The organism is Streptomyces sp. MS191, from assembly GCF_008042125.1.
In the GTDB taxonomy this organism is placed as follows: domain Bacteria; phylum Actinomycetota; class Actinomycetes; order Streptomycetales; family Streptomycetaceae; genus Streptomyces.
Map to the genome: position 1 here is coordinate 1,816,178 of NZ_RDBI01000040.1, position 13,179 is coordinate 1,829,356.

The 13,179-nt window shown below is 72.6% G+C and carries 10 protein-coding genes, 1 rRNA gene and 1 other annotated feature; of the genes, 5 read left to right on the top strand and 6 right to left on the bottom strand.

Annotation, left to right across the window (positions count from 1 at the left end; all coding sequences use genetic code 11):
* Positions 1–340 precede the first annotated feature (340 nt).
* From EAO71_RS15310 to EAO71_RS15330, 5 genes are read left to right on the top strand one after another with little or no spacing between them, the layout of a single operon-like run.
* The gene (locus tag EAO71_RS15310) at positions 341–1,546 is read left to right on the top strand and encodes a DUF7544 domain-containing protein (RefSeq protein ID WP_147978230.1); all 1,206 of its coding nucleotides are present in this window, start codon (positions 341–343) and stop codon (positions 1,544–1,546) included.
* A gap of 4 nt (positions 1,547–1,550) precedes the next feature.
* Complete coding sequence (locus tag EAO71_RS15315) at positions 1,551–2,237, top strand: DUF4129 domain-containing protein (RefSeq protein ID WP_399754694.1); 687 nt, start codon at positions 1,551–1,553, stop codon at positions 2,235–2,237.
* On the top strand, positions 2,234–3,448 hold the full coding sequence (locus EAO71_RS15320) for a DUF4350 domain-containing protein (RefSeq protein WP_147978231.1): 1,215 nt from the start codon (positions 2,234–2,236) through the stop codon (positions 3,446–3,448). The genes EAO71_RS15315 and EAO71_RS15320 overlap by 4 nt, the downstream gene beginning before the upstream one ends.
* A complete protein-coding gene (locus EAO71_RS15325; RefSeq protein WP_147978232.1) occupies positions 3,445–4,428 on the top strand; it encodes an AAA family ATPase in 984 nt (327 codons plus the stop codon). The genes EAO71_RS15320 and EAO71_RS15325 overlap by 4 nt, the downstream gene beginning before the upstream one ends.
* 12 nt (positions 4,429–4,440) lie before the next feature.
* Positions 4,441–5,751 carry a DUF58 domain-containing protein gene (locus tag EAO71_RS15330; protein ID WP_147978233.1) on the top strand — a complete coding sequence of 437 codons (1,311 nt, stop codon included), beginning with the start codon at positions 4,441–4,443 and terminating at the stop codon, positions 5,749–5,751.
* Between the two features lie 139 nt (positions 5,752–5,890).
* Here the strand turns inward: EAO71_RS15330 and rrf are convergent.
* The 6 genes from rrf to EAO71_RS15360 form a co-directional block, all read right to left on the bottom strand.
* Positions 5,891–6,007, bottom strand: a 5S ribosomal RNA gene (gene rrf / locus EAO71_RS15335).
* A 90-nt stretch (positions 6,008–6,097) separates the two neighbouring features.
* Positions 6,098–6,353, bottom strand: a sequence feature (23S ribosomal RNA rRNA prediction is too short).
* A gap of 358 nt (positions 6,354–6,711) precedes the next feature.
* A complete protein-coding gene (locus EAO71_RS15340) occupies positions 6,712–7,395 on the bottom strand; it encodes a hypothetical protein (protein WP_147978234.1) in 684 nt (227 codons plus the stop codon).
* A gap of 156 nt (positions 7,396–7,551) precedes the next feature.
* The gene (gene ahcY / locus EAO71_RS15345; protein ID WP_147978235.1) at positions 7,552–9,009 is read right to left on the bottom strand and encodes an adenosylhomocysteinase; all 1,458 of its coding nucleotides are present in this window, start codon (positions 9,007–9,009) and stop codon (positions 7,552–7,554) included.
* A gap of 352 nt (positions 9,010–9,361) precedes the next feature.
* On the bottom strand, positions 9,362–10,339 hold the full coding sequence (locus EAO71_RS15350) for a cation diffusion facilitator family transporter (protein WP_147978236.1): 978 nt from the start codon (positions 10,337–10,339) through the stop codon (positions 9,362–9,364).
* Between the two features lie 112 nt (positions 10,340–10,451).
* Complete coding sequence (manA, locus tag EAO71_RS15355; protein WP_147978237.1) at positions 10,452–11,603, bottom strand: mannose-6-phosphate isomerase, class I; 1,152 nt, start codon at positions 11,601–11,603, stop codon at positions 10,452–10,454.
* A gap of 44 nt (positions 11,604–11,647) precedes the next feature.
* Positions 11,648–12,799, bottom strand: a complete 1,152-nt coding sequence (locus EAO71_RS15360; RefSeq protein WP_147978238.1) for an SIS domain-containing protein — start codon at positions 12,797–12,799, stop codon at positions 11,648–11,650.
* Positions 12,800–13,179: the final 380 nt, after the last annotated feature.

A 13,179-nucleotide genomic window follows, 5' to 3' on the forward strand; every position in this document is an offset into this window, starting at 1 on the left:
GTCCTTGGACCACTGCGGGGCGGAGCCGTTCGCGTCACCGGGCTCGGTGGGCCGGGGCACTCCGGGTCCGTCGRGGCCGTCGGAGGGAGCGGACCCGGGCGAGGTCCAGCCCGGAGTGTCGTTCACGGTCGTCCACCTCGAGGAATGGTCGCGGGGCCGGATCGGCGAACCGGCGCGGTCTCGGCGGCCGGCCCGCTGTCTGTCGCGGCGGCCGACCGTGAGCCATCGTGCCACGCGGAACCCGCCCGCGGACCGGGGTGCGGGCCTCCATCTCGCCTTGATCGCCGASCGCGCCGGTTCGCCGATCCGGCCCCGCGACCATTCCTCGAGGTGGACGACCGTGAACGACACTCCGGGCTGGACCTCGCCCGGGTCCGCTCCCTCCGACGGCCACGACGGACCCGGAGTGCCCCGGCCCACCGAGCCCGGTGACGCGAACGGCTCCGCCCCGCAGTGGTCCAAGGACCAGCCGCCCGCCGGCCAGTGGTCCTCGCCGGGCGCCCCCGCTCCCGGACGCGCCCACACGCCTCCGCCGGGCCCCGGCTGGTCAGGCGGCCCCGTCCACCGCCAGTGGGGCAAGCCGCCGGCCGCCAAGCCCGGCGTGATCCCGCTGCGCCCGCTGAGCCTCGGAGAGATCCTCGACGGCGCGGTGTCCACCCTGCGGACGTACTGGCGCACCGTCCTGGCGGTGTCCGTCACGGTCGCGGTGATCTCCCAGACGGCCGACATCCTGGCCCAGCGCTACCTCATGCCGGCCCCGCCGGAGATCAACCCGGACGCGACCCCGGCCGAGGCCCTCGACCAGTCGCTGGAGTCCGTCCGGGTCAGCATGGTCGGCCTGGCCCCGGCGCTCGTCATCATGGTGATGACGAGCCTGGTGTGCGCCGCCCTGCTCACCGTCGTGATCAGCCGCGCCATCCTCGGCCGCCCGGTCACGCTCGCCGCAGCCTGGCAGGAGGCGCGGCCACGGCTGCTCCAGCTGCTGGGACTGACCCTGCTGCTGCCGCTGATGAGCGCGGCCATCGTGGGCGTCGGCATGCTGCCCGGTCTCCTCCTCGGCGGCACCGGCGGCGACGCGCTGACCGGCCTCGGGGGCATGGCCGGACTGGTCGTCGTCGTCTGGCTGATGGTCCGCTTCAGCCTCTCCTCTCCCGCCCTGATGCTGGAACGCCAGGGCGTGATCCGGTCGATCAAGCGCTCGGCCAAGCTGGTCGACGGTTCCTGGTGGCGCATCTTCGGCATCACGCTGCTCACGCAGCTGCTGCTCTTCATCGTCGCGATGATCATCGCGATCCCCTTCGCGATCATCGCGATCGTCGCCGGCGACGGCGGCCTCAGCAGCTTCATCGACAACCCGGAGGCCGGCAACAGCTGGTCGTTCCTCCTGATCACGGGCATCGGCGGCGTGATCGCCAACGCGATCATCTACCCGATCTCCGCCGGCGTGACCGTCCTCCTCTACGTGGACCAGCGCATCCGCCGCGAGGCGCTGGACCTCGAACTCGCCCGCGCCGCGGGCGTTCCCGGCTACACCTCCGGGAGCTGACGGGGTGACGGCCACGGGGGGCGCGGTCGTCGCGCGGTTCATGCCGGCCGCCGACGACATACCGCTGGACATCCCCCGCGACCCCGCCCGGGAGGCGGCGGAGCGGGAGCTGTCCAAGCCGATCTACCACGAGAACGACCCCAACCTCCTCGAACGCGGCCTCGACCGCTTCTGGGAGTGGATCGGCCGCCTCTTCGACTCGGCGTCGGGGGCCTCCCCCGGCGGTGTGCTCGGCCTGGTCGCCATCGTCCTCGTGGTGCTCGCCGTGGCCGGCGCCCTGTGGTGGCGGCTCGGCACCCCCCGACGGGCCGTCACCACCGCGGACTCCCTGTTCGACGACGGCCCCCGCACCGCCGACGAACACCGGGCCGCCGCCTCCCGGCACGCGTCCGCCGGCCGCTGGAACCAGGCGGTCCAGGAGCGGATGCGGGCCATCGTCCGCTCCTTGGAGGAGCGCGCACTGCTCGACCCGCGGCCCGGCCGCACGGCCGACGAGGCGGCCGCCGAGGCCGGCCGTACCCTGCCCGCCCACGCGGACGAGCTCCGCTCCGCGGCCCGCGCCTTCGACGACATCACCTACGGCGGGCGCACGGCGGACGAGCCCGCGTACCGGCGTATCGAGGCGCTGGACGAGTCCCTGGAGCGGACCAGGCCCACCCTCGACACCGCTTCCGCGGGGGCAGCCGAGTGAACCGACCGCTCACCAGCGCCACCTCGGCCTCCCTCACCCCTCGTCAGATCTGGTCGCGCGTCCGTGGCGTGCTCCTCGTGCTCGCCCTGATCCTGAACGGCGGCCTCACGCTGGCGACCGTCCGGTCCGCCGACCACCACGGCCTGCTCGACCCCAGGTCCGCCGACCCCGACGGCAGCCGTGCCGTCGCCGAGATCCTCAAGGCCCAGGGGGTAACACTCCGGGTCGTCACGTCCCTCGACGAGGCCACCGCCGCGACCGGTACGGACACCACCCTCCTGGTCACCACCCCCGATCTGCTGACCGTCTCTCAGCAGTCCGCTCTCCGCGAGGCCATGAAGGCCTCGGCGGGCCGCACCGTCCTCGTCGGCGCAGGCGAGGCCTCGATCCCGTTCCTGGCCCCCGGCGTCTCCTCCGCCACCAGCGCCCCCGTCCGCAACCGGCCCGCCGACTGCTCCCTGCCCGCCGCCACCCGCGCCGGCAGTGTCGACCTCGGCGGCGAGCGCTACCTCACCGCCGGGGCGCAGGCCGATGCCTGCTATCCCGCCGACGGGCTGCCGACCCTGGTCCTTCTGAAGGACCCCGCCGCGGGCGAGACGGTCCTCGTCGGCTCCCCGGACGTCTTCCTCAACGACCGTCTCGACCGGCAGGGCAACGCCTCGCTCGCCCTGCAACTCCTCGGCTCCCGGCCTCATCTCATCTGGTACCTCCCCTCCCTGTCCGACCCTTCCGCCGTCGAAGCCGACGCCGAGACCGAGGACGGACCCACCGACGACTTCCTCTCCCTCGTCCCCTCCGGCTGGCTGTGGGGCACCCTGCAACTCGCCGTCGCAGCGGTCCTCGCCGCCGTGTGGCGTGCTCGCCGCCTCGGTCCCCTGGTGACCGAACCCCTGCCGGTCGTCGTCCGCGCCTCCGAGGCCACCGAGGGCCGTGCCCGCCTCTACCGCAAGTCCCGCGCCCGTGACCGCGCGAGCTCCGTCCTGCGGGCCGCGACCCGCACCCGCATCGCTCCGCTCCTCGGCGTGCCCACCCGGGACGCCCACTCCCCCGAGGCCCTGCTCCCCGCCCTCTCCGCGCGCCTCACCGAAGCGACCGGAGAGCCGGCGGACGCCAGGGGCCTCCTCTTCGGCCCGGCTCCCGCCGACGACGCCGCCCTGGTCCGCCTCGCGGACCAACTCGACGCCCTCGAAAGAGAGGTACGCACCTCATGAGCGCCCCGACCCCCGAGACCGCTACGACCTCGGACACCGCCCGTGCCTCCCTGGAGGCCCTGCGCACCGAGATCGCGAAGGCCGTGGTCGGCCAGGACCCCGCGGTCACCGGACTCGTCGTCGCCCTGCTCTGCCGGGGTCACGTCCTGCTCGAAGGTGTCCCCGGTGTCGCCAAGACCCTCCTCGTCCGCGCCCTCGCCTCCGCTCTCGAACTCGACACCAAGCGCGTCCAGTTCACCCCCGATCTGATGCCGAGTGATGTCACGGGATCACTCGTCTACGATTCGCGCTCCGCCGAGTTCTCCTTCCAGCCGGGCCCGGTCTTCACCAACCTGCTGCTCGCCGACGAGATCAACCGCACTCCTCCGAAGACCCAGGCCTCGCTCCTGGAGGCGATGGAGGAGCGTCAGGTGACCGTCGACGGGACTCCCCGCCCGCTGCCCGATCCCTTCCTGGTCGCCGCGACGCAGAACCCGGTCGAGTACGAGGGCACCTATCCCCTGCCGGAAGCCCAACTCGACCGCTTCCTGCTCAAGCTGACGGTCCCGCTGCCCTCACGTGCGGACGAGATCAGCGTCCTGACCCGTCATGCGGACGGCTTCGACCCTCGCGACCTGCAGGCCGCCGGCGTCCGGCCGGTCGCCGGCCCCGCCGACCTCGAGGCAGCCCGCTCCGCCGTCGCCAAGACCTCGGTCTCCCCGGAGATCACCGGCTATGTCGTCGATATCTGTCGTGCCACGCGTGATTCCCCCTCGCTCACTCTCGGTGTCTCCCCCCGTGGTGCCACCGCACTGCTCTCCACCGCTCGCGCCTGGGCCTGGCTCACCGGCCGGGACTACGTCACCCCGGACGATGTGAAGGCCCTCGCCCTGCCCACCCTGCGTCATCGCATCCAGCTGCGGCCCGAGGCCGAGATGGAGGGCGTCACCGCCGACTCCGTCATCAACTCGATCCTCGCCCACGTCCCCGTACCCCGCTGAGAACGGCGCCCCATGGCCCTCACCGGACGAACAGCGCTCCTGGCTGCCCTCGGTTCGCTCCCCGTGGGCCTCCTCGCCCCCAGCTGGGCGGGGATGCTCGCGGTCAACGCGCCCCTCTCACTCGCCATTCTGTGCGACTACGCGATGGCCGCACCAGTACGAACGCTGCAGTTCACCCGAAGTGGTGACACAACAGTTCGACTGGGTGACGCGGCGGAGGTGCACCTCACCGTCACCAACCCGTCGGGCCGCCGGCTGCGCGCCCACCTGCGTGACGCCTGGCCCCCGAGCAGCTGGACGCCCGGTACCGAGCGGGCCGCGTCCCGCCGGAAGGTGACCGTTCCGGCCGGCGAACGCCGCCGGATCACCACGGCCCTGCGCCCCACCCGCCGCGGAGACCGGCAGGCGGACCGCGTCACCGTCCGCTCCTTCGGACCTCTGGGCCTGGCCGCGCGGCAGGGTCGTCACGAGGTCCCGTGGACCGTCCGTGTCCTGCCGGCGTTCCCCAGCCGCAAGCACCTGCCGTCCCGGCTGGCCCGTCTCCGCGAACTGGACGGCCGCACGAGTGTCCTCATCCGCGGGGAGGGCACCGAGTTCGACAGCCTGCGCGAGTACGTGCCCGGTGACGACACCCGGTCCATCGACTGGCGTGCCACCGCACGGCAGACGAGCGTCGCCGTCCGTACCTGGCGCCCGGAACGGGACCGCCACATCCTGATCGTCCTCGACACCGGCCGCACGTCGGCGGGTCGCGTCGGGAACGTGCCGCGACTCGACGCGGCCATGGACGCGACGCTGCTCCTGACGGCGCTCGCGTCCCGGGCAGGCGACCGTGTGGACGTCCTGGCCTACGACCGGCGTCTCCGCGCCCAGGTCCGGGGGCGTTCGGCGGCGGACGTCCTGCCGGCGGTGGTGGACGCCCTGGCGACCGTCGAGCCCGAACTCGTCGAGACGGATGCCCGGGCACTCGCCGCTTCGGCGCTGGCCCGGGCACCGCGCCGCTCGCTCCTCGTCCTGCTCACGAGCCTGGACGCCGCGCCGATCGAGGAGGGGCTACTGCCGGTGCTTCCGCGGCTCACACGGCGCCACACGGTGGTGGTGGCCTCGGTCGCCGATCCCCGTACGGCTCGGATGGCGACGAGCCGCGGCACGGTCGACGGTGTGTACGAGGCCGCGGCGGCGACCCAGGAGCAGTCGCAGCGTCATCGCACCGCGGGACAGCTGCGTCGCCACGGTGTCACGGTCGTCGACGCGGCCCCTGACGCTCTCGCCCCCGCACTGGCCGACGCCTACCTCGCGTTGAAGGCCGCCGGCCGCCTCTGATCCCCCGGGTGTGGGCTTCCGGCTTTCGGCCCGGAGCCCACACCGGACGTCGGGCGGCTCACCGGATCACCCAGAACGAATCTGCCCGGAACGCAGAAAAGCCCCGCACCATAAGGTGCGGGGCTTTCCCACAATGATTGTTCGGCGGCGTCCTACTCTCCCACAGGGTCCCCCCTGCAGTACCATCGGCGCTGAAAGGCTTAGCTTCCGGGTTCGGAATGTAACCGGGCGTTTCCCTAACGCTATGACCACCGAAACTCTATGAAATAAACAAACTCCAGCCGACAAGGGCGAGTTCGTTACTTCAGAACTAACACAGTGGACGCGAGCAACTGAGGACAAGCCCTCGGCCTATTAGTACCGGTCAGCTCCACCCATTACTGGGCTTCCACATCCGGCCTATCAACCCAGTCGTCTACTGGGAGCCTTACCCTCTCAAGGAGGTGGGAATACTCATCTCGAAGCAGGCTTCCCGCTTAGATGCTTTCAGCGGTTATCCCTCCCGAACGTAGCCAACCAGCCATGCCCTTGGCAGGACAACTGGCACACCAGAGGTTCGTCCGTCCCGGTCCTCTCGTACTAGGGCCAGAGGTTCGTCCGTCCCGGTCCTCTCGTACTAGGGGGACGGCCCGCCGGGGCGCTGCCCGGGGCCGCGGGAGTGGTGGGACCGGGTGTCGCGGCGGTGCCGGGGAGTCCTGGTGACACGGTTCCGGCCGGGACCGGGGTGGTGCCCGGTGGTGGGGGGTCGGGGTTCGCGGCGCCCGGGCTGTCCGAGGTCGCGCCGGGCGCGGCCGCTCCGGCCGGGGCTCCGGACTCCGGAGCGGCGGCCGGGAACGGACCGGCGGCCCCCGCGACGGGCTTCGCGCCACCCGCCTAGGACGACCCCTGGGGCCCTGTCCGGGCTCCCCCGGCTCCGGCTCTTCCCGGGGCCCGGGGTTCAGCCTCCGCGCGCGACGGCCCTTACCCCTCGGAGAGGCCGTTCTCCGGGAACTCCCCGGAGTGGTCCGGAGCGAAGCCCTCGGACGGGACCTGGGGGAAGACGGACGGCGGGGACTCCAGGTCCTCGAGTTCGATGCCGGGGGCGGAGAGGACCACGTCCCCCGCGATGTGGACCGTGTGCCGCTCCCCGGTGTCCAGGCTGTCCACCCGGTRCTCGTCCACGGCCAGCGGGCCGTTGTCAGTGGCGTGCGCTTCACTCTTCACCAGCGACCAGGACTGGTCGACCGTGAGGGGGGCGAGCACCGGATCCGTGAAGGCGACGAGCCGGACGCGGGTCGCGGGGGAAGCGGGGGTGAGACGCAGGAGTCGCGTGAGCGCGACGAGGAACGCCGGGGACGTGCCGGTGAAGGCGTGGGCGCGCACATTGCCTTCGGTGGCGTGGGTTCCGGTGGGGTCCGTACGGACCCAGGTGACGCCGTCGAGGGCCGCGCCGCGGACCTGCCAGCTCGAGGCGTGCAGTTCGAGGCGGATGGGGCGGCCGAGTTCGTCGACGGCGAGGTCGACGGAGCCGGCGTGATCGCCCGTGGGGGTGGTGGTCTGCGAGACGTAGCGCCAGCCGGAGGGGCCGGGTGCGCAGTGGAAGTGCTCTTCACCGAGGGGGGTGTGATCGTGCGGGTCGTGGAGCGAATAGCGGCCGCGGGGCATGGGTCCTCGGTGTGCTTCCTGGAGGGTGGGGCCGTGTGCTGATGGCCCCTGGGGACGAGGCAGGCCCCCGGCACGGGGGTGCGGGGGCCTGCCTGATTCCTCTACGGGTGCCGGGGACGGGCGCGTGTCAGTGCACGCGCTCCGTCGGCCGTGGCATCAGTAGCGGTAGTGGTCCGGCTTGTACGGGCCCTCGACCTTGACGCCGATGTACGACGCCTGCTCGGGGCGGAGGGTCGTGAGCTTCACGCCCAGCGCGTCGAGGTGGAGGCGGGCGACCTTCTCGTCGAGGTGCTTCGGGAGCACGTAGACGTCGGTCGGGTACTCCTCCGGCTTCGTGAAGAGCTCGATCTGGGCCAGGGTCTGGTCCGCGAAGGAGTTCGACATCACGAAGGACGGGTGGCCCGTGGCGTTGCCCAGGTTCAGCAGACGGCCCTCGGAGAGGACGATCAGGACCTTGCCGTCGGGGAACTTCCAGGTGTGGACCTGGGGCTTGACCTCGTCCTTGACGATGCCGTCGATCTTGGCCAGGCCGGCCATGTCGATCTCGTTGTCGAAGTGGCCGATGTTTCCGACGATGGCCTGGTGCTTCATCTTGGCCATGTCGGCGGCCATGATGATGTCCTTGTTGCCGGTGGTCGTGATGAAGATGTCGGCCGTCTCGACGACGTCCTCGAGGGTCGCGACCTGGTAGCCGTCCATCGCCGCCTGCAGGGCGCAGATCGGGTCGATCTCGGTGACGATGACGCGGGCGCCCTGGCCGCGGAGGGACTCGGCACAGCCCTTGCCGACGTCGCCGTAGCCGAAGACCACGGCGGTCTTGCCGCCGATGAGGACGTCGGTGGCGCGGTTGATGCCGTCGATGAGGGAGTGGCGGCAGCCGTACTTGTTGTCGAACTTCGACTTGGTGACGGCGTCGTTGACGTTGATGGCCGGGAAGAGCAGGGTGCCCTCGGTCATCATCTCGTAGAGGCGGTGGACACCGGTGGTGGTCTCCTCCGTCACGCCGCGGATCTCGGACGCGAGCTGGGTCCACTTCTGGGGGGACTCGGCGAGCGTGCGGTTCAGCAGGGTCAGGATGTAGCCGTACTCCTCGGAGTCCGCCGTGGACGGGTCCGGGGCCTCGCCGGCCTTCTCGAACTCGACGCCCTTGTGGACGAGGAGGGTGGCGTCACCACCGTCGTCCAGGATCATGTTCGGACCGCCGGTGGGGGTGTTCGGCCAGGTCAGAGCCTGCTCCGTGCACCACCAGTACTCCTCCAGGGTCTCGCCCTTCCAGGCGAAGACCGGGACGCCGGCCGGCGCCTCGGGGGTGCCGTTCGGGCCGACGGCGATGGCCGCGGCGGCGTGGTCCTGGGTGGAGAAGATGTTGCAGGAGGCCCAGCGGACGTCGGCGCCGAGGGCGACCAGGGTCTCGATCAGGACGGCGGTCTGCACGGTCATGTGCAGGGAGCCGGTGATGCGGGCGCCGGCGAGCGGCTGCTGCTCGGCGTACTCGCGGCGGATCGACATCAGACCGGGCATCTCGTGCTCGGCGAGGGTGATCTCCTTGCGGCCGAAGGCCGCCAGGGACAGGTCGGCGACCTTGAAGTCCTGCTGGTTGGCGACAGTCGTCATGACTGGGCTGCTCCTTGTGGATCGGTTGCGAGGGTTCGGTTGAAGCGCCTGACACCGCAGCTCGGGGACGTGCGGGCATACGAATGCCCGGTGTTCCCGGGGTGCAGTCGTCGGAGGCCCTCTCTCCCTCGGCCGGCCCCGCGGGCCGCCCGACCGCCATCAGCAGCGACGTCTGGCTGGTCTCGAATCTACACCGATCGGCCGAGCGACCCACAGTCCGCCCGGGGCCGGGATTCGGCCGGTTCCGGCCTCGACAGCGGTCCGGAAGGTGCCGTCGCCGGGTCGTCGCGGGCACCGGAAGGCCCCCGGACCAGGAGGTCCGGGGGCCTTGGCGGTGCTGTCGGCGAGGAGGTCAGTGGCCGGTGCCGGGGCCCTCGCCGCCGGGGGTGGCGGCGGGGTCGGGGCCGGCCGCGGCGGCCTTCTCGTCGTAGATGTCCGGCTCGAGGTAGATGACGCGGGCGATCGGGACGGCGGCACGGATGCGCGCCTCGGCCGCGTCGATGGCGCGGGCGACCTCGGTGGCCGTGTCGTCGTGCTCGACGGCGATCTTCGCGGCGACCAGGAGTTCCTCGGGGCCGAGGTGGAGGGTGCGCATGTGGATGAGGCGGGTCACGGTCCGGCCGTCGACGACCGCGGCCTCGATCTTCTGCACCTGGTCCGCGCCGGCGGACTCGCCGAGGAGCAGCGACTTGGTCTCGGCGGCGAGGACGAGCGCGATGAGGATGAGGAGGACACCGATGCACAGGGTGCCGATGCCGTCCCAGACGCCGTCCCCGGTGGCGAGCGCCAGGCCGACGCCGCCGAGGGCGAGGACGAGGCCGACGAGCGCGCCGAGGTCCTCCAGCAGGACGACGGGGAGCTCGGGGGCCTTGGCCCGGCGGACGAACTCCGTCCAGGACAGGCCGCCGCGGATCTCGTTGGACTCCTTGATGGCCGTGCGGAAGGAGAACGACTCGGCGATGATCGCGAAGACGAGGACGCCCACCGGCCAGTACCAGGCCTCGATCGGGTGCGGGTGCTTGATCTTCTCGTAGCCCTCGTAGATGGCGAACATGCCACCGACGGAGAACAGGACGATCGAGACGAGGAAGGCGTAGATGTAGCGCTCGCGGCCGTAGCCGAAGGGGTGCTGGGGGGTGGCCTCGCGCTTGGCCTTCTTGCCGCCGAGCAGGAGCAGCCCCTGGTTGCCGGAGTCGGCCAGCGAGTGGACGCTCTCGGCGAGCATGGAGGACGAACCGCTGAAGAGGAACGCCACGAACTTGGCTACCGCGATCGCGAGGTTGGCGGCGAGTGCCGCCACGATCGCCCTGGTTCCGCCTGACGCGCTCATGGGTGTACGAGTTCCCTTCGTCGATGCTCCGGCTGTGCCGTGGTGCGGTCCGCTCCGGTCCCGCGATCGGATCGTGTGACCCGTTCCGGTGATCCGGCCGCACATTGTTGCATCAGGCGGCGACGGTGGCTCTGAAGACCGTCCCCGGTCCGGACAGCGCGACCTCTTCGCCGGCCGGCACGAACACGGACTCGCCGGGGGCGAGGGTCTCGTCGCCGGCACGGGGGCGGCCCGCGACGGCCAGCAGGATCTGCGGCGTACCGGCGGTGACGTCGGTGGGGGCGGCGCCCTCGGCGCGGACGAAGCGGGAGAGCCGGAACTCGTCGATGGGGATCTCGTAGAGCTCTTCGCCGGACGGCGACGCCTCGGGGCGCAGGACGGCGGGCTCGCCCGGTTCGAAGCGGGTGACGGCGAGGAGTTCGGGCACGTCGATGTGCTTGGGCGTCAGCCCGCAGCGCAGCACGTTGTCCGAGTTGGCCATGATCTCGATGCCGAGTCCGTCGATGTAGGCGTGCGGAACGCCAGCCCCGAGGTAGAGGGCTTCGCCGGGCTGGAGCCGGACGTGGTTGAGCAGCATCGCGGCGAGGACGCCGGGGTCGTTCGGGAAGTGGTGGGCGAGGACGGCGTACGGGGCGTGGGCGCCGCCGAGCCGGGCGGCGGCGGTCGCGGCCTCGGTGACGGTGGGGGCCAGTTCCTCGCGGTCCGCGGACAGCAGGGCGGTCAGCACCTCGCGCAGCGCGGCCTCTTCGGGGTGGGCGTGCAGCAGGTCGACGTACGGCTTGAGGGAGTCGACGCCGAGCGCGGCGAGGGCGTCGGCGGCCTCGGTCGGGGGCCGGAAGCCGCACATGCCGTGGAAGGGGGTGAGGGCACAGATCAGCTCGGGCTTGTGGTGGGGGTCCTTGTAGTTGCGCTGGGGGGCGTCGATCGGGATGCCGGCCGCCTCCTCGGCGGCGAAGCCGGCCCGGGCCTGGGCGAGGTCGGGGTGGACCTGGAGCGAGAGCGGCGATCCGGCGGCGAGCAGCTTGAGGAGGAAGGGCAGGCGGGGGCCGAACTTCTCGACGGCGGGTGCGCCCAGTTCGCGGACCGGGTCGGCGTCGATGACCTCGTTGAGGGGTCCGCGCCCGGTGCCGGAGGGGGCTCCGGGGTGGGCGCCCATCCACATCTCGGCCTGCGGCGCGCCCGTGGGGGCGATGCCGAGCAGTGCCGGGATGGCCGTCGTGGAGCCCCAGGCGTAGGGGCGGACGGTGTTGACGAGGCGGTCCATGGAGCCTTCCAGCTTTTCTCGGTGCGCGTGAGGCGGTGCGGGCGTCAGGCGGGCGGCGCGATGSCGGCCGAGGCCAGGGAGAGGTAGACGGCGGCGAAGTCGGTGACGGCGAGGAGTTCGGCGAGCGCCTCCAGCTCGGTGCCCTCCTCCGGTTCGAGTTCGCTGATGGCGGTGTCGTGGCTGAGGGCCAGTTCGCGGGCGGCGGGGGCGGCGGTGAGGCCGCCGGTGGGCCGGTCCCGGATCAGGACGACGCGGGCGCGCAGGGCCTGGGGCTCTTCGACGCGGTCGCGGAAGAAGTCGTCGGGGTCGGCGCCGGCCGCGTAGTCGCCGGCGAGGAGGACGCCGTGGGCGGGCAGGGCCTCGGGCAGGTCGGCGGCGAGGGCGGGCAGGCCGGCGAGTTCGGCCAGGACGGCGGCGAAGCGGCGGCCCGCGGGGCCGGCGGCGTCGCCCTCGGTCCAGATCAACGGCAGCGAGTCGGCGAGCTCGGCGGCGAGCGTCTTGGCGGGGTTGCTGTAGGTGGCGATGGCCGGGCCGCAGCGCTCGGCCGTGCGGTCGAGGCGGTCGGCGACCTTCTCCAGGACCTCGGGCGGCGCTTCGAGGAGGCCGACCCGGTCGAGCAGCACGAGCAGCGGGGTGAACAGGGCCCACAGGGCGCCGGGGCCGACGGAGAGGACCTCGGTGTACTCGTCGGGGCTCTCGTACGGTGCGGTGGCCATCGGGACGAACATGCCGTGGGAGCCGTTGACGGCCTCGGTGAGGGGCGAGCTGCGCGGGGCGACGGCGACGACGGTGATGCCGCGGCGGTACGCCTGCTCGGCGAGGAGGGCGAGGCCGGGCTCGGAGCCGTCGGTGGTGGGCAGCAGGAGCAGGTCGACGGAGCCCGCCCAGCCGGGGAGCGCCCAGCGCAGGGCGCCGGCCACGGGGGCGACGCCGGTGGGCTGGAGGCGGATGACGGGTGCGGAGGCGCCGGCGAGGGCGCCGATCAGGTCGGCGACGCCGGCGGCCGCGGTGCCGGGGCCCGCGACGAGGACGGCGCGGGGCCTGCCTTCGGGGCGGAGGTCGGCGATGCCCGCCTCCGCGGCGTGTCGGGCGGCGGTCCGTACCCGTGCGCCCGCTTCGGCGGCACCGCGCAGGAGGCCGCGGCGGTCGGCGAGGGCGAGGGCTTCCGGTGCGTCGAGGAGGGTCTCGTCCAGCATGGGGCCTCCGGGGGAGGCCCCATGCTGGACGAGACCCTCCTCGACGCACCGGAAGCCCTCGCCCTGAGGCCCCATGCTGGACGAGACCCTCCTCGACGCACCGGAAGCCCTCGCCCTCGCCGACCGCCGCGGCCTCCTGCGCGGTGCCGATGGAGCGTGGTGCGGCGGCCGGTGTGACGCGGGGGCCTCGGCGCGGGGCCGGCGGGTGCGGTCGCCCCGAGCCGGCCCCCGGGCGCGGGGTCGCGGCGGTACGGGGTCCGCCCTGCGGGCCCTGTACGGGGCCCGGTGACATCCGCGCCGGGCAGCGGCCGCCAGGGCGTGTTGCGGAAGTGTCGCCGTCCGCCCGGAGGGCGGGCCCCGCGGCGCCTGGTGCATGCGAT